General features: G+C 43.8%; 24 protein-coding genes. 19 read left to right on the forward strand and 5 right to left on the reverse strand.

Translation table 11 applies throughout. The features are described 5' to 3' along the window. Positions 1-87 precede the first annotated feature (87 nt). The 3 genes from ACY8D0_RS13345 (at position 88) to ACY8D0_RS13355 (ending at position 4,510) form a co-directional block, all read left to right on the forward strand. Positions 88-1,368 carry a murein hydrolase activator EnvC family protein gene (locus ACY8D0_RS13345; RefSeq protein ID WP_462410988.1) on the forward strand — a complete coding sequence of 427 codons (1,281 nt, stop codon included), beginning with the start codon at positions 88-90 and terminating at the stop codon, positions 1,366-1,368. Between the two features lie 240 nt (positions 1,369-1,608). Next, on the forward strand, positions 1,609-3,063 hold the full coding sequence (locus tag ACY8D0_RS13350) for a S41 family peptidase (protein ID WP_462410989.1): 1,455 nt from the start codon (positions 1,609-1,611) through the stop codon (positions 3,061-3,063). Positions 3,064-3,316: 253 nt separating this feature from the next. Beyond that, positions 3,317-4,510 (forward strand): PDZ domain-containing protein, encoded by a 1,194-nt coding sequence (locus tag ACY8D0_RS13355; RefSeq protein WP_462410990.1) that lies wholly within the window; start codon positions 3,317-3,319, stop codon positions 4,508-4,510. Positions 4,511-4,609: 99 nt separating this feature from the next. Here ACY8D0_RS13355 and bacA read toward each other — a convergent pair whose 3' ends face one another. Further along, positions 4,610-5,407 carry an undecaprenyl-diphosphate phosphatase gene (gene bacA / locus ACY8D0_RS13360; protein ID WP_462410991.1) on the reverse strand — a complete coding sequence of 266 codons (798 nt, stop codon included), beginning with the start codon at positions 5,405-5,407 and terminating at the stop codon, positions 4,610-4,612. Positions 5,408-5,696: 289 nt separating this feature from the next. Between bacA and ACY8D0_RS13365 the strand changes: the two genes are divergently transcribed. Further along, positions 5,697-5,933, forward strand: coding sequence for a hypothetical protein (locus ACY8D0_RS13365; RefSeq protein WP_462410992.1), 237 nt, complete (start codon positions 5,697-5,699; stop codon positions 5,931-5,933). Positions 5,934-6,012: 79 nt separating this feature from the next. On the opposite strand, the gene ACY8D0_RS13370 is transcribed toward ACY8D0_RS13365, so the two are convergent. Both ACY8D0_RS13370 and ACY8D0_RS13375 read right to left on the reverse strand, forming a co-directional pair. Continuing rightward, complete coding sequence (locus ACY8D0_RS13370) at positions 6,013-7,071, reverse strand: ABC transporter permease (RefSeq protein WP_462410993.1); 1,059 nt, start codon at positions 7,069-7,071, stop codon at positions 6,013-6,015. Beyond that, positions 7,068-7,793 (reverse strand): ABC transporter ATP-binding protein, encoded by a 726-nt coding sequence (locus ACY8D0_RS13375; protein ID WP_462410994.1) that lies wholly within the window; start codon positions 7,791-7,793, stop codon positions 7,068-7,070. Before ACY8D0_RS13375 ends, ACY8D0_RS13370 begins: the two co-directional genes overlap by 4 nt. A gap of 453 nt (positions 7,794-8,246) precedes the next feature. On the opposite strand from ACY8D0_RS13375, the gene ACY8D0_RS13380 reads away from it, so the two are divergent. The 6 genes from ACY8D0_RS13380 to ACY8D0_RS13405 all read left to right on the forward strand — a co-directional run bounded on the left by ACY8D0_RS13380 (position 8,247) and on the right by ACY8D0_RS13405 (position 12,935). Next, positions 8,247-8,702 (forward strand): RrF2 family transcriptional regulator, encoded by a 456-nt coding sequence (locus tag ACY8D0_RS13380; protein WP_462410995.1) that lies wholly within the window; start codon positions 8,247-8,249, stop codon positions 8,700-8,702. Next, positions 8,680-8,877, forward strand: a complete 198-nt coding sequence (locus ACY8D0_RS13385; RefSeq protein ID WP_462410996.1) for a YezD family protein — start codon at positions 8,680-8,682, stop codon at positions 8,875-8,877. The genes ACY8D0_RS13380 and ACY8D0_RS13385 overlap by 23 nt, the downstream gene beginning before the upstream one ends. 149 nt (positions 8,878-9,026) lie before the next feature. After that, the gene (locus ACY8D0_RS13390; protein WP_462410997.1) at positions 9,027-10,091 is read left to right on the forward strand and encodes a sulfate ABC transporter substrate-binding protein; all 1,065 of its coding nucleotides are present in this window, start codon (positions 9,027-9,029) and stop codon (positions 10,089-10,091) included. A gap of 14 nt (positions 10,092-10,105) precedes the next feature. Next, positions 10,106-10,942: a sulfate ABC transporter permease subunit CysT gene (cysT, locus tag ACY8D0_RS13395; RefSeq protein ID WP_462410998.1), complete on the forward strand. Its 837-nt coding sequence runs from the start codon at positions 10,106-10,108 to the stop codon at positions 10,940-10,942. Between the two features lie 56 nt (positions 10,943-10,998). Then, on the forward strand, positions 10,999-11,817 hold the full coding sequence (gene cysW, locus ACY8D0_RS13400; protein ID WP_462411363.1) for a sulfate ABC transporter permease subunit CysW: 819 nt from the start codon (positions 10,999-11,001) through the stop codon (positions 11,815-11,817). A gap of 32 nt (positions 11,818-11,849) precedes the next feature. Further along, the gene (locus ACY8D0_RS13405) at positions 11,850-12,935 is read left to right on the forward strand and encodes a sulfate/molybdate ABC transporter ATP-binding protein (protein WP_462410999.1); all 1,086 of its coding nucleotides are present in this window, start codon (positions 11,850-11,852) and stop codon (positions 12,933-12,935) included. 17 nt (positions 12,936-12,952) lie between these two features. On the opposite strand, the gene ACY8D0_RS13410 is transcribed toward ACY8D0_RS13405, so the two are convergent. Beyond that, a complete protein-coding gene (locus tag ACY8D0_RS13410; protein ID WP_462411000.1) occupies positions 12,953-13,570 on the reverse strand; it encodes a TetR/AcrR family transcriptional regulator in 618 nt (205 codons plus the stop codon). A 165-nt stretch (positions 13,571-13,735) separates the two neighbouring features. Between ACY8D0_RS13410 and ACY8D0_RS13415 the strand changes: the two genes are divergently transcribed. From ACY8D0_RS13415 to ACY8D0_RS13435, 5 genes are all read left to right on the forward strand, one after another. Next, entirely contained in the window at positions 13,736-14,320 is a 585-nt protein-coding gene (locus ACY8D0_RS13415; RefSeq protein ID WP_462411001.1) for a putative ABC transporter permease, read from the forward strand. Positions 14,321-14,519: 199 nt separating this feature from the next. Next, on the forward strand, positions 14,520-15,065 hold the full coding sequence (locus tag ACY8D0_RS13420; RefSeq protein WP_462411002.1) for a GNAT family N-acetyltransferase: 546 nt from the start codon (positions 14,520-14,522) through the stop codon (positions 15,063-15,065). A gap of 376 nt (positions 15,066-15,441) precedes the next feature. After that, positions 15,442-15,813: an ArsR/SmtB family transcription factor gene (locus ACY8D0_RS13425; RefSeq protein WP_462411003.1), complete on the forward strand. Its 372-nt coding sequence runs from the start codon at positions 15,442-15,444 to the stop codon at positions 15,811-15,813. A 139-nt stretch (positions 15,814-15,952) separates the two neighbouring features. Next, positions 15,953-16,882, forward strand: coding sequence for a cation diffusion facilitator family transporter (locus tag ACY8D0_RS13430; protein ID WP_462411004.1), 930 nt, complete (start codon positions 15,953-15,955; stop codon positions 16,880-16,882). Between the two features lie 198 nt (positions 16,883-17,080). After that, a complete protein-coding gene (locus tag ACY8D0_RS13435) occupies positions 17,081-17,590 on the forward strand; it encodes a DoxX family protein (RefSeq protein ID WP_462411005.1) in 510 nt (169 codons plus the stop codon). A gap of 57 nt (positions 17,591-17,647) precedes the next feature. Here ACY8D0_RS13435 and ACY8D0_RS13440 read toward each other — a convergent pair whose 3' ends face one another. Continuing rightward, positions 17,648-19,999, reverse strand: a complete 2,352-nt coding sequence (locus ACY8D0_RS13440; protein ID WP_462411006.1) for an immune inhibitor A domain-containing protein — start codon at positions 19,997-19,999, stop codon at positions 17,648-17,650. A 428-nt stretch (positions 20,000-20,427) separates the two neighbouring features. Between ACY8D0_RS13440 and ACY8D0_RS13445 the strand changes: the two genes are divergently transcribed. The 4 genes from ACY8D0_RS13445 to ACY8D0_RS13460 all read left to right on the forward strand — a co-directional run bounded on the left by ACY8D0_RS13445 (position 20,428) and on the right by ACY8D0_RS13460 (position 23,948). Continuing rightward, the gene (locus ACY8D0_RS13445; protein ID WP_462411007.1) at positions 20,428-21,726 is read left to right on the forward strand and encodes an ABC transporter substrate-binding protein; all 1,299 of its coding nucleotides are present in this window, start codon (positions 20,428-20,430) and stop codon (positions 21,724-21,726) included. Positions 21,727-21,777: 51 nt separating this feature from the next. Then, positions 21,778-22,719: a carbohydrate ABC transporter permease gene (locus tag ACY8D0_RS13450; protein WP_462411364.1), complete on the forward strand. Its 942-nt coding sequence runs from the start codon at positions 21,778-21,780 to the stop codon at positions 22,717-22,719. Between the two features lie 11 nt (positions 22,720-22,730). Next, positions 22,731-23,555, forward strand: a complete 825-nt coding sequence (locus ACY8D0_RS13455) for a carbohydrate ABC transporter permease (protein ID WP_462411008.1) — start codon at positions 22,731-22,733, stop codon at positions 23,553-23,555. Between the two features lie 156 nt (positions 23,556-23,711). Beyond that, positions 23,712-23,948 (forward strand): CsbA family protein, encoded by a 237-nt coding sequence (locus ACY8D0_RS13460; protein WP_462411365.1) that lies wholly within the window; start codon positions 23,712-23,714, stop codon positions 23,946-23,948. Positions 23,949-24,266: the final 318 nt, after the last annotated feature.

Consider the following 24,266-nt stretch of genomic DNA (forward strand, 5'->3'; position numbering starts at 1 on the left):
TTTCTGGTTTCTCTGTTTAAAGGAAAAGCACAGCAACAGATAAACAATGATTTACTTGATAGGGAGACATGGGAAGGGAGAAATCGAATGAGACAATCAGTGAAAATGCTCACCATTGCCGCTTGCATAGGACTAGGGACTGTGTTGGGAGGAATTCCTTTACATACGAATGCGGAGTCCGTTTCCAGCATGAAGAAAAAACAAAGCAACCTGCAAGAGCAACAATCGGATGTTAAAACAAATATTGAGGATGTCCAAGGCAAAATAAACGACATCCAGGGTCAAAAGTCCGACGTTCAAAGCGAATTGCAGAAGATTGATAATGAGATTGGCAATACCACTAAAGAAATTGAAGCAAAAACGGCTAAAGTAAATGAAACAAAGGCAGAAATAACGAAGCTTCAGGATGACATCAAGGTCATAAACGATCGGATTGAGAAACGCAATCTTCTCCTAAAGGACCGGATTCGCAGCTACCAGGAAACAGGTGGTGTCGTCAATTATCTGGATGTCCTTATGGGAGCCACCAGTTTCAGTGATTTCGTTGATCGTGCGAATGCGGTTGCCACAATTATGCAAGCAGACCAAGGAATATTGAAACAGCAGGAAACAGATAAACAGGCACTTCAAGATAAAGAAGCTCAAGTTCAAAAGGACTTGGCAAGTTTGGAAAAGATGGTCGCAGATTTGCAACAAATGAATCAGCAGTTAAACGCCCAGCACGCTGAAAAGGACAAGCTACTGGGAGAACTTTCTCAACAAGAGAGCGAAGCAGAGGAAGACATGATGGACTTGCAGGAGCAGGAGCAAATTCTATCAGCCCAGGAAACAGCAATTCAAAAGGCGATTCAACTTGAGCAGGAACGTCAAGCGGCGGCAGCTAAGGCAGCAGCAGATGCGGCGGCAGCGGCAGCTAAGGCTGCATCCAATAGTGGTGGCAGCACCGCAAGTGCGGCACCGGCACCGGCAGTTTCCAGCGGAAGTTTCACTCGACCAGCATCAGGCAGTATTACTTCTACTTATGGCGTGCGCGGAGGAACCATGCACTGGGGTGTGGACATTGCGCAGGCCGGCACAGTCCCGATTGTAGCCGCTGCTGACGGCGTTGTTTATGTATCCCATTACTCCTCCAGCTATGGTAACGTGGTTTATATTTTACACAATATCGACGGGCAAATGTACACAACCGTTTATGCGCATATGAGATCAGCTGGTGTATCAGCTGGAACAGTGGTTAAAAAAGGCCAGCAAATTGGCATCATGGGCAACACTGGTGATTCCAGAGGCCAGCATCTTCACTTCGAACTCTACCGCGGAAAATGGGCCCAACATACAGCCATTAATCCTATGGGAATTGTCCCACTATAAACATCATCAATGGATGAAGCACAGCTTCATCCATTTTTTTTTTGCACCTCATATCTATTCATAACTCGTCCACTCCCAACATATATGTTAATAACCGGGGCAGGATTTTGCCGCTCCATTTGCAAAGAAAATAACAAACATGGCAGGTCCATATTCCTCTGGCAAACCATTGAGGAAGTAGGGCTGCCATTGGCAAATTTTCTTTTTTACAAAGACGGGCAGATATGAAGGAGGTCTTGGATGAATCGAAAATGGGTTGCCTTACTGATGACCGGTTCGCTACTGACAGGGGCGGGAGGGGCATTTGCAGGGCTTCAATTATTGGACAAGACGGAAAAAACGTCACAGCTAGAGCAGGCGGTCACTCCGGGGAAGGAGTCTGTGATGACAGCCTCGGAATCTACCGACCTGAAAAAAGTGGAACAGGCCTACGAGCTGATTGAAAGCCGTTATGTAGAAAAAGTCGATAAGGAAAAGCTGGTGGAGGGCGCGATATCCGGAATGCTCTCCGTTTTGGAGGATCCGTATTCGGTCTATATGGACAAAGAAACGGCGCAGCAATTCACTCAAACTTTGGAGTCATCGTTTGAAGGGATTGGAGCCGAGGTCGGGACGGTTGATGGGAAAATTGTGATTATTTCTCCTTTCAAAAATTCTCCAGCAGAAAAGGCAGGAATCAAGCCAAATGACCAAATTGTAAAAGTCGATGGTAAAAGTGTCGAGGGTCTCAATTTACAAGAGGCGACGTTACAAATTCGCGGCAAAAAGGGCACCTATGTCACGTTGGAAATCGTTCGTGATGGGCTGAAAAAACCGCTTACGATTAAAGTAAAACGTGATGAAATCCCTCTTGAAACTATTCATTCGGCCGTCAAGAAGCAAGACGGTAAAAAAGTAGGCTATATTGAAATTACCACTTTTTCGGAAAATACAGCACAAGATTTTAAAAAACAGCTCACGGAGCTTGAAAAGGACGATATCAAAGGTCTTGTTATTGACGTCCGCGGTAACCCGGGCGGTCTGTTGTCAAGCGTGGAAGAGATTGTGAAAGAGTTTGTTCCCAACAAGAAGCCATATGTCCAAATTCAGCAGCGGAACGGAGATAAACAGCGTTATTTTTCAAATATTACGAAGAAAAAGGATTACCCAGTTGCGGTCTTGGTAAACAAGGGAAGTGCCTCGGCGTCGGAAATATTAGCTGGAGCGTTAAAGGAAGGGGCCGGTTATCCGCTTGTTGGTGAAACCACATTTGGAAAGGGAACCGTCCAGCAGGCGGTGCCAATGGGGGATGGAAGCAATATTAAGCTCACGTTGTTTAAGTGGCTGACCCCAGAAGGAAATTGGATCCATAAAAAAGGAATTAAGCCAGATGTGCCGGTCGATCAGCCAGCCATTTTTAGGACGCATCCAGTTCAGGTAGAAGAGACGCTGGTGGAAGACATGAATAATGAGCAGGTCCAAAACGCTCAGGAAATTTTATCAGGATTAGGTTATGCCCCAGGACGGAAAGATGGATACTTTAGTGAACAAACGACCATTGCCGTTAAAGGCTTCCAGCAGGAAAATGACCTGCCGGCAACCGGAAAAATTGATGCTAAAACCGCATCGAAACTGGAAGAGGCGGCCATCAAAGAAATGAAAAAGGAAAAAAATGATATGCAGTTGCAGACAGCGTTGCGGCTGGTTTTGAAATAGTTTAGAAGATTGGAAACAGTGAACCTTGCATGAAGGGTTCACTGTTTTATTTTTTTATACTATAAGAACTCTTAGAATAGGCTTCGCAGGAACAAGCGTTTTGTGCTTGTACCGAGGTCGCTTGCGCTTTTCTTAATAATTTATTTTTTCTAGTATCTAGCAATACTTTTTATTATCACAATTTGGTAAAATAAAATTTAAGAGACTTTTTTATTTATCAGTGACGAATTTTTAATAGAGGCAGGTGGCAGGAGTGGTGCAATTATGGCTTGTGGAGTTTCTGAAAGGGGCAGGCAAGTTATTTCTTCATCCTGTATTTTACTATCTCGTTTTCCTGGCCGGTATATTAGGGGTAAGGAGGGTAAAACGCGAGAGGAAGAACTTCCATATTCGGGCAGAGGATGCGTATTTCGAACTTAAGCAGCTGTTCCCAAAGGGGATTCTGATTGGACTGGTGTTGTCTGTGATTTCGATTGCCGCGGGCTTGGCGGTCCCATTTGCGGCCCTTGTGTTAATCGCTGGATTTACCTTTTTATTGACACTGACAACCAATGTCCGGTGGATTTCTCCTGCCTATACAATCAGCGCGGCGTTTTTTGCGGTTATCGTGTTAGGTGAAAATGGAGTGGGGGTTCCGGTATTTTCTAAAGCCTTCCAGTCAATCGGCGACAAGGTATATCCGTCCATCATTGTCGTTCTCGGTCTGTTGTTAATAGCGGAGGGAGTCCTGATTGTTAAAAATGGACCAGAAGGGACCTCTCCTAAACTTTCAAAAAGTAAACGGGGCAAGACCATTGGGGCGCATGAAGTCAAGCGGGTTTGGATGCTGCCGATGTTTTTGCTGGTCCCGGGAAATGCGCTCCAACTGCCATTTGAGTGGTGGCCGGTGTTTCATTTGGGGGCGAAAGAATACTCATTAATTCTCGTTCCGTTCGCAATTGGTTTTTATCAGCAAATTAAAGGAATGCTTCCTGGTGTTGCCGTTCGGCAGCTTGGCCGTCAGGTTATTGTACTCGGGGCGCTGGTAACCCTTCTTGCCGGGGCCAGTTATTGGTATCCACTGCTGTCAATTATCGTTGCGGCGCTTGCTGTAATTGGCAGGGAATTGATCTCCTTGTTTGCGCTCTTGAAGGATGATGGCAAACCGGTTTATTTTTCAAGAAAGAATCAGGGCTTGATGATTATTGGAGTGATTCCCGAATCACCAGCGAGCAAAATGGGGCTCAGGGTCGGGGAAATTATCGCTAAGACCAATGGCGTATCAGTCCGCGATGAAAACGTGTTTTATGAAGCCTTGCAAAAAAACCGGGCTCATTGCAAGCTGGAGGTGTTGGACACCAACGGAGAAATCCGTTTCGTGCAGCGCGCCTTATTTGAAGGTGACCACCATGAACTGGGAATCTTATTTGTCCAAGACGGGCAGAAGTATGATAAGAAAACAGGATAATGTATTTTTAATAAGATCCAAGGAAATAGTTAAAGCTCGACGCATTGTCGAGCTTTAACTATTTAAAAGAGATTTAGGGTAAGTACCGCCTATAAGGTCCTATAAAATCACAAAAACTGTAAATAAAATCGCTAGTATAATTCTGTAACCAGCGAAAAGATTCAGGCCTATTTTTTCTATTAACTTAAGAAAGCCAACTGCTACTAACATCGCGACAACAAATGCAGTCACAAAGCCGATAGAAAACATCGGAATGTCGCTTGAATGCAAGAAATCCAGACTCTTAATAAAGTCTAAACCAGTTGCCCCCACCATAATCGGCAACGCCACTAAAAACGAGAATTCCGCTGCCGTTTTATGATTTGCGCCTGCAATTAACCCTCCAGAAATAGTAGAACCTGCACGGGAAAACCCAGGGATTACTGCCAAGCATTGAAATAGCCCGATCGTTAATGCTTGTTTGTAACTTAATTCATCCACTGTGCCGGCAGAGAATTTTGGATGCCGCTTCTCTGCATAAATCATCAAGATAGCTCCTGCGATAAGACTTATGACGACCACCTTAGGAGAGAAGAGTTGTGTTTTAATAAAGTCATGTAACAATAGCCCGACTAGTGCAGCAGGTATAACCCCTAATATAATGTGAATCACATTTAACTTCTTTACGGGTTTTCCAATTGTACTGAAATTTAATAGTGAGAGGTATCTCCTCCAGTATAATACTAAAATGGCCAGCATCGATCCCAACTGGATGATAACCTCAAAGGTATTTGCCTTTTGGCCTTGAAATCCTAACAAACTGCCCACCAAAATCAGGTGCCCGGTGGATGATACAGGCAAAAATTCTGTTAAACCTTCTACGATTCCCAATATAAAAGCAATAATATTTTCGGACATGATTTTTTTCCTCCATAGATGCTTTTTCCCACTTAAGATAATGGAATACCCATATGATAGTAACACAAAAAACCATATAAGTAATTATGAAAGCTGAGAAAAGAAATTAGCCTCCTCATAGCGTCTGATAATAGATAGGTGAAATGTCGAAATTTGACGAATAACAATAGGAGCTTGAATGCGTTTACTACTGTTATTATTACTTTATTATAACTATTGTAAAAATTGGCTTAGTTAAGATTAATCCGAATAAGGGGTATATCGAAATTCAGGGCAAGGGGGTAGACACATGGATCAAGTGCAGGGTAACAGAAATATCGGGGATACACGGGGAGAAGAAGCAAAAGGCAAGACCGTTCGATTAACCATTGAAATTCCAGAAAACATCAGGGAAGAATTTCGCGATGCGGTGGAGAGAAATGGAAAGTGCATGAAAGACGTACTGAGACTATATATGCAAAAATACATATGGAAACAAAGTGAATTGCAAAGAAATAGACAAAAACGCCGCCATAATATCGGATAAATAGAATGGTCATACAAAAGCGGCTTCCATTTGGAGGCCGCTCCATTATTTAAGCTGTTCCATGCCTGACACGGCTAATCTATAACGTCCGGTACTTCTTCAATGCCAATATGTTGAGAGCAATAAACAGAACCGCGAAAACAGCAAGGGCCAACAGGTCGCCTCCAATATCACCTAAACCGGCTCCCTTATACATAACGCTTTTTAATGCATCCCCGGCGTAATACATCGGAAACACCTTGGCGATGGCCTGCAGCCAACCAGCCATTCCTTCGAGCGGAAAAATCCCTGCAAAAAATACTTGCGGTACGACAGCTATGGGAATAAACTGCAGCATCTGGAATTCTGAAGCCGCGAATGACGATAGCAGGGTACCTAAAGAAAGTGCCACGAGAGCCAAAAGCAAATTAATGATAATCACATGAAATATCGAGCCTGCCAGCACAATATCTAACACGTTTATTGAATAAAGAACGACAATAATGGTTTGAATAACAGCGAATATCCCATAACCTGCCAGGTAAGCGAAGACCACTTCTGCTCTCCGGATCGGCGTCGACATCAGACGTTCCAGGGTCCCCGTGGTTCGTTCGCGGAGCAGGCCAATCCCTGATATGATAAAGACGAAGAAAAACACGAAGAAGCCAACCAAAATCGGACTTAACACATCAAAAAAGACGGTATCTTTATCTCCGTATACATAAGTTGTGGCCATCTTATTTTGCACCATGTTTCCTGCAAGAGCAGGATTTTGCTGAATGAATTTTGCTTGGGAAACGGATGCTGCTGCTTGGTTGACTTTCAATTGTAAAGCACGTGCAGTGCTCGGGTCATCATTTTGAAGGATTAAGGATAACTTCCCGTTTTCCTCCTGGAGCAGCCCATCCAGGTTATCCTCCGTTACCGTTTCTGAATCAGCTTTTGCATATTGCTTCACATCGATATCGGCTTTTTCAATGCTGGTAATAAGAGTTTTATCAATTCCCACGACACCCAGTTTGGGATTGACCGTGTTTCCATTAAACAAGAAATACATTAGGGTCAATATCAATAATGGAGCCACAAACATAAGCGCCAGAGTGCGTTTATCGCGAACCATCTGCCGGCAGATCCTTTTTATCAACGCCCATACTCTCATGATTGTTTTCCTCCCGCGAGCAAGAATACCTCATCGAACCGCTCGACACCGTACATTGCCTTCAGTTCCTGAGGTGATCCGCTGGTAATGATCCGTCCATCTCGCACCATGGCGACAAAGTCACACCTCTCGGCTTCGTCCATGACGTGGGTGGTAACAATAATCGTCTTGCCTTCTTCATTTTTTAACCGCAACAGCTCATTCCAAATCGACAATTTTAATTCCGGGTCAATCCCGACAGTGGGTTCATCCAAAATCAAAATCTTTGGGTCCTGGATCAGGGCGATGGCCAATGACAGCCTCCGCTTCATTCCCCCAGAGTAAGCGGCCACCCGTTTCTTTAAATCCCCCGTCAGATTAACCAAACCGGCTGCATACGCAATCCGCTGTTTTTGTTGTTCTTTTTTCAATTTATAAAGGGAGGCGAAAAATTTAAGATTCTCTTCCCCGGTTAATTCTGTATAGAGGGCATCGGACTGTGCCATATAGCCGATGTTCTGCAGCATCGCCAAATGAGGCATTTTTTCATTTAAGACATGAACGGTACCGCTATCCGTCTTTTCCATGCCGACAATCATTTTGACGAGCGTTGTTTTTCCCGCCCCCGACGGCCCAATCAGTCCAAATAATTGTCCTGTTTCAATTGTTAAATCGATACCACTTAGAACGGGCTTCTTATTATAATTTTTACTTACCTGTTCGACCCGAATGGCTGGATTCATCGCCAATCTCCCCTTCATGGTTGTTATGCTTTTATTTTACTGCCCCAATGGAAATAAACAATAATCAAAAATCGACAATGTGTTGAGTAACTACTAAAAAGAGACCATTTTTTAAAGCTCTGTTTAATATGGCTGTTGATTTCCGCCGCTCCAATCATCAGTATCGTTTAAAAGAGACTTTTTTTAAAAAAGGAGATTGATTTTTCAGATAAAGCATATTATGATAAAAAAGTAATCCTATCAATTTAATAGGAATTCAACAACAGTGGCTGATCAGACAAACTGAAGGGCACTTATCTTAGTTTACGGGATAAGTGCCCTTTTACTTATTCACAGCATATATTGTTTACCAGATTACAGCCAAATAAAAAAGTTGTCCCAGTGGAATGCGGGCATCATTTTTTCCGCCGAATCTTGACTGAATTACTCAACATTAATTTGGGAGGATAAACCATGAAGGTATCAAGTAAAGGGGAGTATGCATTAAGGGCATTGCTGCTGTTGGGGAATCACCCAGGAAAAGTAATGGGCATTCAGGAGATCTCGGATAAAACGATGGTCAGCGTCCATTATCTAGAACAACTTCTGCTTCAACTAAAAAAACTGGGTTATGTCACAAGCAAACGGGGAGCGAAGGGAGGTTACATGCTGCAACAGGGGCCAGAGGAAATTAATATTGGCGCCGTCATCCGGGATCTGGAAGGGCCGCTGTCACCAATGGGGTGTGCATCGGTTACCCAATACGAGCCCTGCCCGCTAGAGGAAGGATGCCAGCTAAAACCGTTGTGGTCCTTGGTGAGAGATACGATTGCCTTCGTTCTTGAGCGCACCACGCTTGACGATTTACTGCAAAATCGAATCAGCAAATTAGAGGGGGAGGATTTTGTTGTCATTAAAAGGACGTCTTGATGAGCAAATCATCGAAAAAATTACCAGTTTACTAGAAGGATTGGAGTTCGGAACCGTGCAAATCACGGTCCATGATTCACAAATCACGCAAATTGACCGATTGGAAAAATATCGGTTTCCGCTCCAAACCAAAGCCCAGTTGTCAAAACCAACACCTCCAAAAAGCAGGTATTAAAAAATGAATAAACCGCCGATCGGACAGCCGAAGGCCCTTTAGTTTTCAGGTACATGATCATGTACAAAAACTATGGGGCTTTTTTTGTTAAAAAAAAAGCCCATCATCCGGGCAATAAGCCCTATTAAATGATAAGGGAGTCTACCGAAATGATGAAAAAGATCTGGATTACGTTATTTTCGTTAACATTACTATTATGGGCTGCCGGGTGCTCCAATCAATCGGCCAGTACCGAAAGCGATACAGGAAAAAAGGCGAATGACACTGCAAAAGAAGTAAAGCCGCCGGTTGAGCTTTTGAATGTTTCTTATGACCCGACAAGGGAGCTATATGAAGAATATAACCAAAGTTTTGCATCTTACTGGGAGAAGAAAACAGGACAAAAAGTGACCATTAAGCAATCACATGGGGGTTCCGGGAGTCAGTCTCGTGCCGTGATTGACGGCCTTGAGGCAGATGTGGTGACACTTGCCCTTGCCTACGATATCGATGCGATCGCCCAAACAGGCAAGATTGCGGAAGACTGGCAAAAGCGGCTTGATGACAATAGCTCCCCATACACTTCGACTATTGTTTTCTTGGTTCGCAAAGGAAATCCAAAAGGGATCAAGGATTGGGATGACCTTATAAAAAAAGGTGTTTCCGTGATCACCCCTAACCCGAAAACATCCGGCGGAGCGAGATGGAACTATCTAGCCGCATGGGGGTATGCACTGGAACATAATAACGGGGACCAAGATAAGGCAAAAGATTTTGTCGGCAAACTGTATAAAAACGTGCCGGTTTTAGACTCAGGAGCACGCGGTTCCACGACCACATTTGTGGAACGGGGCATTGGTGATGTGTTGATTGCCTGGGAAAATGAAGCCTACCTTGCCATTAATGAGCTTGGAAAAGATAAATTTGAAATCGTGAACCCTTCTATGAGTATTTTGGCTGAGCCGCCTGTTTCCGTGGTGGATGAGGCAGCCAAGAAACATGGAACAGAAGAAGTCGCCAAAGCTTATCTTGATTATCTGTATACGCCGGAAGGCCAGGAAATCGCTGCAAAGAATTATTACCGCCCGCGCAATCAAGATGTGGCCGATAAATATGCTGACCAATTCCCAGATATCAAACTATTTACGATTGATGAGAAATTTGGCGGCTGGAAACAGGCCCAAAAAACCCACTTTGATGATGGGGGTATCTTCGACCAAATCTATCAACCATAAGGGAGTGCACCAAATTGGCAGCAAAACAAAAGAGCCGCCGGGTTTTGCCCGGCTTCGGGCTTTCCATGGGATATACCATCGTTTATCTTAGCTTGATTATCTTGATTCCACTGGCAGCCCTGCTGCTAAAAGCCACTACGCTAAGCTTTTCCCAGTTTTGGGAAACGGTAACGGAACCGAGAGTCGTAGCTTCCTATAAACTGACCTTGTTCACATCGTTGGTCGCGGCCATCATCAATGCCGTATTCGGGACGCTGATTGCCTGGGTCTTGGTCCGATATCAGTTTTGGGGCAAGCGGATGATCGACGCTTTGGTCGATTTGCCCTTTGCCCTGCCAACGGCTGTTGCCGGGATTGCCCTAACGACCATCTATGCTCCAAACGGCTGGATTGGCCAATATTTTGAAGCGATAGGCGTGAAGGTTGCCTACACCCAGTTTGGGATCATGATTGCGCTGACGTTTATCGGACTGCCGTTTGTCGTCCGTTCTGTCCAGCCGGTGCTGCAGGATCTGGATCAACAGTATGAAGAAGCGGCTTCCACCCTGGGGGCCGGTTCGGGACAGATCTTTCTTAAAATCATCTTTCCTGCCATTTTCCCGGCTGTCCTCACAGGCTTTGCGCTTGCGTTTGCAAGGGCTTTAGGTGAATACGGGTCGGTGGTGTTTATATCCGGCAATATGCCGATGAAGACAGAGATTGTCCCATTGCTGATCATTACGAAGTTAGAACAATACAACTATGGCGGAGCAGCAGCCATTGCCGTCGTCATGCTGGGATTTTCCTTCATTCTATTATTCTTGATTAATTTCTGGCAGTGGAGAACAGCGAAAAAACATCAAGTGACCTAGAGGAGTTTTTGAAAATGGTTAGTAGAGAGGTAACTTTACATTTTGATTCCACGGCGGTGAAAGCGGCAAGCCGGTTTGCCTCGATTCGAAAATGGCTGTTAATCGGTGTTGCCCTCCTGTTTTTGGGGCTGTTTATCCTGGTCCCCTTGCTGGCTGTTTTTTCGGAGGCGTTAAAAAAAGGGATCCAGCTCTACTTTGCGGCGCTGACAGAACCAAATGCCTGGGCGGCCATTAAGTTGACGTTAATAACGGCTGTGATTGCCGTACCGCTTAATACGATTTTTGGTGTGATAGCGGCGTGGGCCATCGCTAAATTCAACTTTAAGGGGAAAAATTTCATGATTACCCTGATTGATATCCCCTTTGCGGTTTCCCCCGTTATTGCCGGCCTTGTGTTTGTCCTGCTGTTTGGTTCGCGAGGGGTGTTGGGACCATTCTTGGCCGCACACGACATCAAAATTATCTTTGCTGTACCGGGCATTGTGCTGGCGACCATATTTGTGACGTTTCCGTTTGTGGTTCGGGAGTTGATTCCCATCACTCAGGACCAGGGGACAGAGGAGGAGCAGGCTGCCATTACGCTAGGTGCCAACGGCTGGCAGACGTTTTTTCGAGTCACCCTTCCCAATATCAAATGGGGCCTGCTGTATGGGGTGATTCTCTGTAATGCCCGGGCGATGGGTGAATTTGGTGCGGTTTCGGTTGTTTCCGGGCATATCAGAGGGATGACCAATACCATTCCGCTTCATGTCGAGATCTTGTATAACGAATACAACTTTACCGCCGCCTTTGCTGTGGCGTCGTTATTAGCCTTGCTTGCCTTGGTGACCTTAGTGATAAAAAGTATGGTCGAGTGGAAAACACAAAAACACTAGGACCGCAGGAAATGAGATGGGGGATAGATGAAATGGGAATCAGCATTTGTGATGTTTCAAAGGCATTCAGCAGCTTTCCTGCCCTTAAAAATGTGGAGCTGGAAATACCGACAGGTGATTTTGTTGCCTTACTCGGGCCGTCGGGTTCCGGGAAAACGACATTGTTACGGATGATTGCCGGTTTGGAAAGCCTGGATTCAGGGAAAATTCTGTTCAATGCTATTGATTATACGAATAAAACCGTAAAAGAACGAAAAGTCGGGTTTGTTTTTCAGCATTATGCGTTGTTTCGGCATATGACAATTTTTGAGAATGTGGCGTTTGGTTTGAAGGTAAGGCCACGCCGGCTTCGCCCCTCGAAAAAAGAAATAAAGGAAAAAGTCCATGAATTATTGAGGCTGGTCCAGCTGGAGCATTTAGCGGACCGCTACCCTTCCCAGCTTTCCGGGGGCCAGCGCCAGCGGATTGCGCTGGCACGAGCGCTGGCAGTTGAACCGGAAGTTCTCCTGCTGGATGAGCCGTTTGGCGCGCTCGATGCCAAGGTGCGCCAGGAACTGCGCCATTGGCTTCGAGAAATTCACCAAAAATTGAACATCACGACGGTGTTCGTGACTCACGACCAGGAAGAAGCACTGGAAATGGCTGATACGATTGTTGTGATGAACAAGGGGATGGTCGAGCAGATTGGGTCCCCGGAAGAGGTTTATCATCATCCTGCCAACGCGTTTGTCTATAGCTTTTTAGGAAGAGTCAATGAAATTTCCGGTTCGGCCTTGTCGGATAATACCGAGCGGGTAACTGATTTGGAAAACGGAACGGTTGGGTATATCCGGCCCCATGAAATCGTCTTGAAAAAATATTCTCAAGGCCAAAGTGTACCTGTGGAAGTATCTCATGTCCATGCGGTTGGCAGCTCCGTAAGGATCCAATTAAAGCGCCGCGATACAGATGATTATTATGAAGCGGAAATGACCATAGAAAAATACAAGGAATTTGGCATTGTAAAAAAAGGCGACCCGCTATATGCCGAGTTTAACAATATTGTGGTTTTTGGAACCGAACCGGAAACGGCCCAGAACTTGGCGGATAATCCCAAGTTGAGGGCGGCTTTTAACTAACATGAAGTGGAGATTAGCTAATCTCCACTTCTATTATTTAACCCTGCTGTGTAGCCGGGGCCTAGCAGTGTCATTTTTGCTAAAATTAGTGTCATTTCCTCAGGCGGCTGTTTCATACCTGTTTCCAGCCAATACTGGACCACTCCCAAATGGGCCGAACTGATGTAGGAGAGAAGGAAATCCACAGGAACAAGGATGTCCTCTTGGTTTACCTTGGATAGAAGGATTCCGTGCATCAGGGATTTTATCATTTCTTTCAGTTTCACCTGAAAACTAGGATCGCCCTTTGGTCCCAGCAAGGCTTTTATAAAGGTTGCGTTCTCCCGAAAGTACTCAAAAAGTTTCACGATTTCTGGAAACGGTTCATTTTGCGTGGTATAGGATATGGCATCTTTGGGGTTTAAATTGTGGACAATCTTTTCCAGTCCTGAAAAAATCTCTGCTTCACTTTTCTCCAACAGGTCGTATTTGTCCTGGTAATGAAGATAAAAGGTGCCGCGGTTAATGTTTGCTTTTTCGGTGATATCTTTTACTGTAACAGCGTCAAAGCCTTTTTGTTCGATTAACTCGGTCATTGTATCGCGGATTAGTTGCTTGGTGCGGAGCGCTCGTTTGTCCGAAGATATATTTGGCATAATGACAACACTTCCTTTGGGTCCATTATAATCCACGTTTCGAATAATACTCAACACACTGTTCATTATTAATTTGGTCATAAATTAGGAATTTAGGAATAGTTTCCAAAGCCTTGGTTAATCCTATAATCGTCATTTTTGAACGATAAGAGGTGTTTAGCCTGAATGATCAGCATGTTGAACAGTATTGAGTTTCAAAATATTGATATTCTTCATATCGAGGGAATGGCAACGATTCTGTTTTATTTTATGGTCTATTCGTTCTTCGGCTGGATGCTAGAAAACAGTTTTAACCTTATTACAAAGGGAAAGTTTCTGAAGGATAATTTTTTATATGGACCGTTTAAACCGATGTATGGAATAGCACCGTTACTGTTGGTTTTATTGGACCTGCCTGGTCTCCACTGGGGGCTTGTGCTATTGTTATGCTTCATTATTCCCACAGCCGTTGAGTATGTGAGCGGGGTCATGCTTCAGAAGCTGTTTAATCGCCAGTGGTGGAATTATTCGGATATGCCCTTACAGTTGCATGGCCATATTTGTTTGCCATTTTCATTTTGTTGGACTGTGCTTTCATTTATGCTTTTAAAATGGATCCATCCGGCTGTCGCAGAGGTCTATGTGACGGTTCAGCCTTACTGGGCTTGGGTTTGGTCGGTAATGGGGTTATATTTGCTGGCGGATTTGGTATTAACCGTTAGAAGACATGCAGCAACGAACCTTGTTACAGAAGGGATTCGGCCTGAATAGGCCAATGAATTATGGTGCGCAGTCCATGGTTTATCAATGCTCACGTACGGATAAAAAAATGCGATGGCCGTCACCGAGATTGGCCGTTAACGCCTGAGTACAAGCTTAATACAAAATGTTCAACTCCTTCCATAAAAAAAGAAGGAGTTTTCTGTTTTGTAAAGAAAATAGTCTTCAGAATTATAAGGGGGGCGATTAGATGAGGCTGGATGGCACTTGTGTATATGTACGATTTTTAGAAGAAAGAGACGCTGAAGCAATGCGGGATTTGTATATCAGAAATAAGGACTTTTTTCAAAAGTACTCCCCGAAACGCCGTGAAGAATACTATACTTTAGAACGCCATCTAAAAGCGATTCAATCTTCCATTGAAGGCAGAAAATTGGATAAGGAATATTCATTCGGAATTTTTTTGAAGGAAACAGGTGAACTCATTGGGGATATTGATATAACAGGAATAATTAGGGATGTGCTGCAGTGCGGCAATATAGGCTATGGTCTTGATCAAGGCCAAAATGGCAAAGGATATACAACGGAAGCTGTTAAATTGGTTGTTCACTACGGATTCAAGCAGCTAAATCTACACCGGCTCATGGCTGGTGTCATGCCAACTAATAATGGCTCTATCCGCGTTCTGGAGAAGGCTGGATTTCAAAAAGAAGGCATGGCCAGAAAAAATGTCAAAATTAATGGGAAATGGGAGGACCATATTCAATTTTCCATTCTTGAAGAGGATATCCAATAAGTAAGCGCCGATAAACTCCCAAAACCTTCACAAAATCCAGAAAAACTCACTTGACGACAATCCTTTGCCCTAAGGCATGGGTTTGTCGCCAAGGCTGCCTCTTGAGGACAATTTTAATCCTGTGACTCCTCATTTTGTCACCCATTAATTTTTCCCAACAAACTTAACTGGCATCGATATCACTTGCTATGACCAAGCTTCATGCAAACAGCCTCGCTTTAGGTTCCCCCCAATAACAAAACCATTATTCTTCTCATTTTTGTGCAAATTCCAAGGATCATCACAAATAAAAATTTCCTTTCAAAATGATTGACATTCAAATGCTCATTTGAATATCATATAATCAAACGAACATTTGAATGAAGTGGGTGACCCTATGATCGAACGGGACATATGCGAGGTAACCTGCGACGGAAGTGAAAAAACTTCACTTCTTAAACAGCAGATTGACCAAACAAAGAATATAGTAGAAGTGACAAAGCTTTTTAAGGCATTATCGGATGAAACTAGGATGAAAGTCGCTTATGCGCTTACGCTTGAAAAAGAATTGTGTGTATGTGATGTGGCAGAAATTGTCGGGGCGACAACGGCAACGACCTCCCATCATCTGCGGCATTTAAAAAGCCTTGGACTTGCCAAATACAGAAAGGAAGGCAAGCTTGTCTATTATTCCCTTGATGATGACCATGTGAAACAATTAATCCACATCGCCTTTGCCCATCAAGAGGAATTAGCAGGCCGAAGTTGAATTCAACGCTCATTTGAATTGAATATCATCTGATTGAAGAAAATAAACTTTATTCGGAATTATTCCGGTTTAGGGGAAGGTTCTTTTTAAAAAAGATAAATATGGAGCCAATAAAGCTAGGGCTCTTGGGGGGATAAAATTGGGACATCATCACCATCATGGCCATTCCCATGGCCATTCGCACAGTCATTCCCATACGGGGAATAAAAAAGCTTTATTCAGCGCCTTTCTTTTGATTGCAGCGTTTATGATAGTGGAAGTCGTCGGGGGTCTGTTAACCAACAGTTTGGCTTTGCTCTCGGATGCCGGACATATGCTCAGTGATGCCGTTGCCCTTGGATTAAGTTTTTTTGCGATTAAGCTTGGAGAGAAAAAGGGCACCCAGGATAAGACGTACGGCTATAAACGGTTTGAAATCATTGCAGCTGCTCTAAATGGCCTGACACTTATCATTATTTCGGTTTATATTTTTTATGAAGCTTTTCAGCGATTTTTTGCTCCGCCGGAGATTCAAAGCACAGGAATGCTGTTGATTTCGGTTACCGGGTTGATTGTGAACATTGTTGCAGCTTGGATTTTAATGCAAGGTGACAAAGAAGAGAATCTAAATGTCAGAAGTGCGTTTTTACATGTGCTTGGCGATATGTTAGGGTCAGTCGGGGCGATTATAGCTGCATTACTGATCATGTTTTTCGGCTGGGGGATTGCGGACCCGCTTGCCAGCATCATTGTGGCGGCCTTGATTTTAATCAGCGGATTCCGTGTCACAAAAGATTCGTTCCATATTCTAATGGAAGGCGCCCCGACACAGATTGATGGCCACCAGGTCAAAATGGCGCTGGCCAAGATTCCGTTTGTGAAAGAAGTGCATGACCTGCACATCTGGACAATCACATCCGGGTATCCGGTGTTGAGCTGTCATATTACGATTTTGGATAACGGCATCCATGATGAGGTGCTGTCTCAATCGCAAAGGGTTCTGCACGATAAATTCGATATTGAACACAGCACGATTCAGGTGGAAAAAGAAGCAAATGGCTGTCCCAGTCCGCACGGGACATGCAATTGAAAATAGCGTGATTAGCAGGTGCATCGGGTTGATCCTGGTGCCCTTTTTATTGTGATTTTAAGTGTGTTCAAATTTTCGCCATATGTTTTTTAACATTATGTGAACATATTCACATTTGCCAACATTTTAACCGTGAAATGAGTTATATTCTATGTGTGAAATCATTCATTATTCATTTTAGAAAGGGAGCGACCTTCAATGGTTAAATGGTTAAGAGAAAGTACAGTTTCTTCAGTTATTTTATTAGTTTTTCGTTTAGTCTTGGGTTATACATTCATTTCAGCAGGCTTTGGAAAGTTAACAGGGGGCGGCTTTGATGCATCAGGCTTCTTAAAAGGCGCCATCGGCAATCCGGTAAAAGGTCCTGAAGGGGATATTCTATACGGCTGGTATGTAACATTCTTAAAAGGTTTTGCCCTGCCGAATGTTGATATATTTAATACAATCGTTCCTATCGGAGAGTTCTTGATCGGTCTAGGATTAATTCTTGGATGCTTAACTACTGCAGCAGCGTTCTTTGGTTTAGTGATGAACTTCTCCTTCTTCTTGGCAGGTACTGTTTCATCTAACCCGCAAGATATTTTCTTAGGCATGTTTATCGTATTCAGCGGCTTCAATGCAGGAAGATACGGCTTAGACCGCTGGGTAATTCCTTTCGTCCGTAAGACTGTGTTTAAACAAAAAGCCAGTCCGGGTCAAACCGTTTAAATACTGAACACAAAAAAGGGTGTCCCTCTAGGTGGGGATACCCTTTTTTGTTGATTCCTATTTTAAAATTAATACTTTTCCAACTGTTCCATCGGCGCTTTCACCGACAACCCGGAATTTTAAGCCATACTTCGGAATGTTGCGTCCGGCATCGACCAATCCCGGATTGCTGTAGTCGGCACTGTCATCAAACAGCGGGTTGCGCTGTGTGAAGTTATCGGTCATCGTAAATTGACCTGGATAGTTAATGAACATCTTCTCTGTTTTGTTTAAGCCGAAGGCAGCGTCATGCAATTGATAACGAGAAGAACCAAGGGCCTTGTCGCTCCAAGATAATGCATGCTGGTCAGAGTCGACCACTCCTAGGAATCCTTCGCCAGGGTGGATGCCTGTCCAGTTATTATCGTAGGATTCATCTACATACCAGACCACTAGGCCTTTGTCATAGCTCATTAAGCTTGCGCCACGGCGGATGTGGGCTAAGCCTGCATCGACACCGTTGTGGGATCTCCATTCTAACAAGTAATATTGTTCAGAGAAGAATTTTCCTTCATCCTTTTTAAACCCATCCAATGTGAACGCTGATGTGGCACCATCCGCATTGTCGGTAAGGATTGAAGCACCATCTGCTGTGACGGTAATATCATCGACATAAAAACCTGGCATAGCAACAGCGACGTCGGACCAGTAATTGAACCTTAATTCAATCTTTTTGCCAGCATAGGCGGATAAATTAAATGTAGCATCTACCCATCCATCAGATTTACCGGTGATTCCGTGACCGGGATTTTGCTCATTCGGATTTTTATTGGTAGTGATATTTCCTTGAATAGAGGTCCAGTCAGTGGCACCTGTTTCTCTTACTTGTACAGAAGCATAATCCCAATCTTTTTCAATGTCATACCAAGTTTTAAACTTCAATTCGGCGCTAGTCTTGCCAGTGAAATCTAAAGAAGTGGTTATGGAGTTGTCCAGCTCATCACCGCTGCCGCTGAAATATTCAAATTGGCCGCTTGGCGGCGTGTTCACAACGGTTTGCTTATCAGGCAAGTTGATGCGGACAGCATCGTTATTGGTTCCTTTTGTGGATGCCTCATCAAGTAGAACCGTTGTACCAGCTTTAGTTACCTCATTAGCATTTAGTGTCTGCCCAGTTAGCCAGTTTCCGCCATGCAAATTTTGCAGCATTTGTCGAGCAAACGGGCTAAAGCCTGTTGGTTCGGTTCCTGGAATATCCCCAGACCAGCTGCCGCTGGACATAATCGACCAATACTCAATGGCTTCGCCGGCACCACTGTATATTGTGTCGTATTCATCAGGAAGCCCTAGGTCATGTCCAAATTCATGAGAAAATACGCCAGCCGCTCCATCTTCCGGTTCGATGGTATAATCCCAAGCGCCTAAAAGACCTCCATAACGGCCACTATTGGAATGTCCACCCGGTACTGCAACAGGTCCAGTAGATAGCTTGGACCGGTGCGACCAAATGGCATCCCCGCCAAGGGCACCACCGCCTGCTTCTTCACCAACCCCGGAATGGATGACCATTAAGTGGTCAATTATGCCGTCCGGTTCGTCAAAAACACCATCACCATCGTAATCATCGCGATCCCAAACATCGTACTCACTTAAATCAATACTAGGATCTTGAGCGGCTTTTGTAAGAGCTTCATAGACTAATGATCTTGGTCGTGCATCATTTCCGTCAGGAGCCGGTACATTTTCACCATAATATTTTGCTGGATGGTCCGCTGTATACCAGCCTGCAACCGTACCCTCTACCGAATAGCTGCCGCCGGATTGCTGCTCATAGTATTGCTTCATGGAGACAAGATTTTCACCATTTGGACCTTCATAACCATCTTTTCCAAAAATCATATCCTGGAAGTGATCATGAGTGTAATCCTCATACCACATATCGGTTTCATCTTTAGTAATCGAACTTTTTTCATAATCAGGGAAATCAATTGCTAGAACAAGGACCTTATCGGTACGAACATCGCCGTTATATGACTCTTTACTTACAGGATCAACGGTATCTTTCTTGGCTTGTCCCAATTTATTGCCGCTGCCATTCTTAAGGCCGTTAGAGGCGGTCTTTTCATTCCTGCTATCAATCTTAAGTGAGGATGGAATTTGATCTTTTGTTTTAGTAGACTTTGCCTTCGCATTTAAATAATTTTTCAATGCTTTTTCCGCTTCTGCTGGACTCGCATTTTTTGCTAGTTTACCTTCCCGCTTCAGCATCTCAATTAACTTCTCATCATTGGCAATGCCCAAGTCAGCAGTCACACCATATTTGACTGCTGACTTGGCTGCTTTCACGTTCGGCGCTGCCATTGCCACATTGAATAATCCTAAACCTAGTGAAACGGTTAATGCAGTAGAAAGAATCTTCCTTTTCCCCATAAAGCTCCCCCTTGTCCCAAATGAAATTTTTTCCTTTCACTAGAAAAAAGCTTTGTTCCCCCTCCGTGGATACTAGTTTTTATGTTGTGCTATCTGACTGGAAATTTAGCATCCCTAAATAAGTAAATACATTATAATGATATAACCGTGACTGAAAATTGTAAATATTACAAATATATTCTGACAAAAATAGAAAAATAGTAACAAAATGTTTGGATAGTCCAATCAAAACCCTTAATTGTAACAATGTTTCAAGAATAATGTTATACGATGAAACATTGCTTAATATACTCGGGATAGGACTAACTAGGGGAAAGTCCCTCACTCTGGTAACGCTTTAACATGCTGGGGGACAGTCCCCCGCTGTTGTAACGCATTAACGTGCCGGGGGACAGTTCCTAATATTTTTAAGGAGGCTCCACAATTTTATGGGCAAAGCGGGGAAAGCGTGGTTAGTTGGGGTATTTGTATTCATTTTAATGTTTGCGGCAGCCTGTTCGAAAGACACGGAGAAAACCAACACGGAACAAAAGCCATCCAAAGATAATGAAAAGACTGAAGAAACGGTGACTTTGACGATTGGAAGCTGGAGGACCGAGGACACTGCGAACTATGAAAAGGTCATAGCTGCCTTTAATAAACACTACCCAAATATCAAAGTGGAATTCAAGCCATCTAAAAATACAGAATATAACACCATCCTTAACACGGCTCTGCAAAGTGGCGAAGGACCGGATATTATCCACTTGCGCCCGTATGCGCCAGGCATTGCGTTGGCGGATGCTGGTTATCTTGAACCTCTCGATGACGTCAAAGGCTTGGATGTCTTCCCTGATGCTGCACTTCAAGCATCAAAGGGTTCTGACGGTAAGCAATACGGTGTGCCAGTTAACATGAGTACCACACAAATGTTTTATAACAAGAAAACTTTTAAAGAACTAAACCTAAAGGAACCAAAGACATGGGATGAATTTATTGCATTAAATGAAACTATCAAAAAGAAAGGCATTATCCCTATTGCCTTGGGTACGAAGGAAGGCTGGTTACTGTCTGCGGCACATGGAATTATTGGCCCGGCCTTTTATGGCGGCAATGATTTTGTCGACAAAATGACCAAAGGACAAACACAGTTTACCAGCGATGAATTTGTCAATTCCATTAAAGCAATGGACCAATTAAAGAAATACTTCCCGGCTAATTATGAAGGACTCGGCATGGATGATATCCGGACCTTATTTGCGACCGGGCAGGCCGCAATGTTCCCGATGGGAAGTTGGGAAATTGAGGTCGTCCGCGGGTTGAATCCTGATATCGAAATCGGCTACTTCCCCATGCCGTCCGCTATAGGCAAAGAGGCGACTATAACGGCATGGGTAGACGGATCGTTCGCGTTAAATGCGAAATCCAAGCATAAAGAGGAAGCGAAAAAATTCATGGAGTTTTTAACGACGAAAGAGTTTGGCGACCTATTCACCAACGAGTTTAAGATGATCAGCGCCATGCCTGGCGTGAAGTCAAAGGATGAACTGGTCACAAGCCTAAGTGAGGCCGTAGAAAAAATCTCTACACCTTATATGATGGTCGTTTACTTTGCCGGCGGAAACCCGACAACGAAAGTAACATTAGAGACCGAACTTCAGGGAATGTACCTTGGAAAACAGACCCCTGAAGGAGTCGCAAAAAAAGTGCAGGAAAGTGCTGATACTTGGTTTAAGCCTGTTCAATAAAATGATGTGAAATTTTTCTAATAGAAGTAGGTGGCGGAGAATATGCAGACGATGCTGCAACCTAATACAGTAAAACAGAAAATGTTAAAGAATCGGAAGAGGTGGGGAATTCATCTCTTCCCAATTCCCGCCCTCGCAATCTATGGATTATTCATTGTATACCCGTTATTGGCAGCTTTGACGTATAGTTTTTATGATTGGAAGGGCATTAGGCGTGGTGTCTTTATCGGACTGGAAAACTATAAAAACCTTTTCACCCAAGAGCCATTCAGCGGCTATTTTTGGAATGCCTTTGGCCATAACGTTTTGTATTTTGCCGTAGAAATGGTGGTGCAAAATGGATTAGCCTTCCTGTTGGCCTTCATTATATACCAAAAAATTCGCGGAGCTGAGTTTTTGAAAATAGCCTATTTTCTTCCCAGGCTATTATCAGTTATTGTGGTTGGATTTTTATGGAAGCTGATTTTGAACCCTAACTACGGGGCATTAAATGTACTGTTTGGAAAGTTTGGTTTGGAAAAACTCCAAAAAGCATGGTTGGGTGACCCAGATACTGCATTGATGGCCATCATTCTTGTAAATTGTTGGTTTGGCATTGGGTTTGCCATATTAATCTTTTTGGCCGGGTTCCAAGCCATTCCACGAGACTTGATAGAAGCAGCAACATTGGACGGTGCTAAGGGCTTAACAATGCTTAGAAAAATCATGCTGCCGCTCATGGTGCCCTCTATCATGATTATGACGGTGCTTACGTTTATTCAGTCTTTCGAAGCATTCGAACTAGTTTACGCGATGCAAGGGTCACAGGGAGAGCCTTATCATGCGACCGATACACTGGCGGTGTTCTTCTATCGTTTGGCGTTTGGCGGAGGGACGAGCGACTCGACGGCAATTGGCCTGGGTTCCGCCCTAGCGGTCATTTTATTCTTGTTTATCTCAATCATTACGGCATTCTATTTAAAATACATGCAGAAAAAAGAAGTGGACATGTAGGGGGAATGAAGTTGAAGCAGACAATCTGGATAAAGCCTTTCTATTACGTTATTGCCTTCGTAATTGCCTCTATTAGTCTATATCCCATTATTTTAATGATTCTGTCCTCGTTTAAGCCGAGCATGGAAATTTTTATGCAGCCACTCTCTTTTCCAAAGGAGTTCAGTCTGGATACGTACAAAAAATTGCTGGACCAGGTTCCTTTTCTAACCTATTTCTATAATAGCGTGTTTGTCAGTGTGGTTTCGGTTCTACTGATTCTAATTACGACTTCCCTGGCTGCTTTTTACATTGCCCGCTATACCTTTTGGTGGAATCATCTTATGTTTTTTATCTTTTTAATGGGGATGATGATTCCGATTAAGCTGGGAATTGTGCCTTTGTTTATTTTAATGAAAAATCTAGGGTTGACGAATTCCTTGTGGTCGTTGATTTTAATGTACACCGCTACAGGAATACCGTTGTCCATTTTAATTTTGACGGGATTCTTCCGGACGATGCCGGTCGAGTTGGAGGAAGCCGCACGAATGGATGGGGCGGGCGATTTGCGGATTTTATGGAATGTCGTCTTGCCGTTGATGCGTCCGGCGCTGGGGACTGTCATGATCATTAACTTTATCCAATCCTGGAATGACTTCTTCTTTCCGTTAATTTTTATTACCGATGAAATGAAAAAGACGATACCGGTAGGCATGATGTCACTGTTTGGCGAGTATTCGGCCGATTGGGGAGCGTTGTTTGCCGGATTGACTTTGTCTTCGCTTCCAATGATTGTATTATTCTTTATCGCCTCGAGACAATTTATGGAAGGGCTGACTGCCGGTGCCGTCAAATAAGTCTAAAGATCAGAAGCGTCCCGCGAGCTCGAGCCCGCGGATTTTTTATGTCTGTAAAATTTGAACGGGGACACCAGACTTTTTGGTTGCAATTTTGTGGATAACTTTCTAGAATTAATTTACAAAAGTTTTATAAATGAGGTGTACCATTTGGAAATGGTAATCAAATATTTATCGGCGCTGATATTGCCGGGGGTAATGGTCATGCTGTTTGCCCGCGTCACCTATAACCGTCTGATTGGACTCGTCTTAACTGTTGCCCTGATTGCGGCTTCTGTATATAAAGGCTACACGGATGCCTTTTCACTGATTGTAGTCGATGCCTTTTCGTTAACAGCCGGTTTTTGGCTGGCAGCCAAAATGAAACCTAAACCAGTTAACAACAATGAATAACACAGTCTGCCTATGGAAGGCAGGCTGTTTTTTTTCTAAGGAATTAAGCGCCGATTAAAGCGGGTGGACAAGTCTCCTGACCGTCCTCTCAATGGCCGATAACGATAAAAATAAAGGGAAGCGGCCACTAAGAAGCGTTCTAAATGCCCGACAAAGTGACAAATAAATAGGACCGGGAAGTAAGTGGCCCCATTATTCTTTTTATAAAAAACGAATACAAGTTCGCATATTATTGGTTTGTTTTTGGGGGAATGTGGTAGAATGTTACTATGATTAAAAATAGACCCCTTTCCAGTACCATCCCGGTCATCAAACAGC

It is taken from the genome of Neobacillus camarae (genome assembly GCF_054950115.1).

Coding starts and splice junctions, on each gene's coding strand:
- ACY8D0_RS13345 (WP_462410988.1), top strand. CDS start 88: ATGAGACAATCAGTGAAAATGCTCACCATTGCCGCTTGCATAGGACTA.
- ACY8D0_RS13350 (WP_462410989.1), top strand. CDS start 1,609: ATGAATCGAAAATGGGTTGCCTTACTGATGACCGGTTCGCTACTGACA.
- bacA (WP_462410991.1), bottom strand. CDS start 5,407: ATGTCCGAAAATATTATTGCTTTTATATTGGGAATCGTAGAAGGTTTA.
- ACY8D0_RS13365 (WP_462410992.1), top strand. CDS start 5,697: ATGGATCAAGTGCAGGGTAACAGAAATATCGGGGATACACGGGGAGAA.
- ACY8D0_RS13370 (WP_462410993.1), bottom strand. CDS start 7,071: ATGAGAGTATGGGCGTTGATAAAAAGGATCTGCCGGCAGATGGTTCGC.
- ACY8D0_RS13375 (WP_462410994.1), bottom strand. CDS start 7,793: ATGAATCCAGCCATTCGGGTCGAACAGGTAAGTAAAAATTATAATAAG.
- ACY8D0_RS13380 (WP_462410995.1), top strand. CDS start 8,247: ATGAAGGTATCAAGTAAAGGGGAGTATGCATTAAGGGCATTGCTGCTG.
- ACY8D0_RS13390 (WP_462410997.1), top strand. CDS start 9,027: ATGATGAAAAAGATCTGGATTACGTTATTTTCGTTAACATTACTATTA.
- ACY8D0_RS13405 (WP_462410999.1), top strand. CDS start 11,850: ATGGGAATCAGCATTTGTGATGTTTCAAAGGCATTCAGCAGCTTTCCT.
- ACY8D0_RS13410 (WP_462411000.1), bottom strand. CDS start 13,570: ATGCCAAATATATCTTCGGACAAACGAGCGCTCCGCACCAAGCAACTA.
- ACY8D0_RS13415 (WP_462411001.1), top strand. CDS start 13,736: ATGATCAGCATGTTGAACAGTATTGAGTTTCAAAATATTGATATTCTT.
- ACY8D0_RS13420 (WP_462411002.1), top strand. CDS start 14,520: ATGAGGCTGGATGGCACTTGTGTATATGTACGATTTTTAGAAGAAAGA.
- ACY8D0_RS13425 (WP_462411003.1), top strand. CDS start 15,442: ATGATCGAACGGGACATATGCGAGGTAACCTGCGACGGAAGTGAAAAA.
- ACY8D0_RS13435 (WP_462411005.1), top strand. CDS start 17,081: ATGGTTAAATGGTTAAGAGAAAGTACAGTTTCTTCAGTTATTTTATTA.
- ACY8D0_RS13440 (WP_462411006.1), bottom strand. CDS start 19,999: ATGGGGAAAAGGAAGATTCTTTCTACTGCATTAACCGTTTCACTAGGT.
- ACY8D0_RS13445 (WP_462411007.1), top strand. CDS start 20,428: ATGGGCAAAGCGGGGAAAGCGTGGTTAGTTGGGGTATTTGTATTCATT.
- ACY8D0_RS13450 (WP_462411364.1), top strand. CDS start 21,778: ATGCTGCAACCTAATACAGTAAAACAGAAAATGTTAAAGAATCGGAAG.
- ACY8D0_RS13460 (WP_462411365.1), top strand. CDS start 23,712: ATGGTAATCAAATATTTATCGGCGCTGATATTGCCGGGGGTAATGGTC.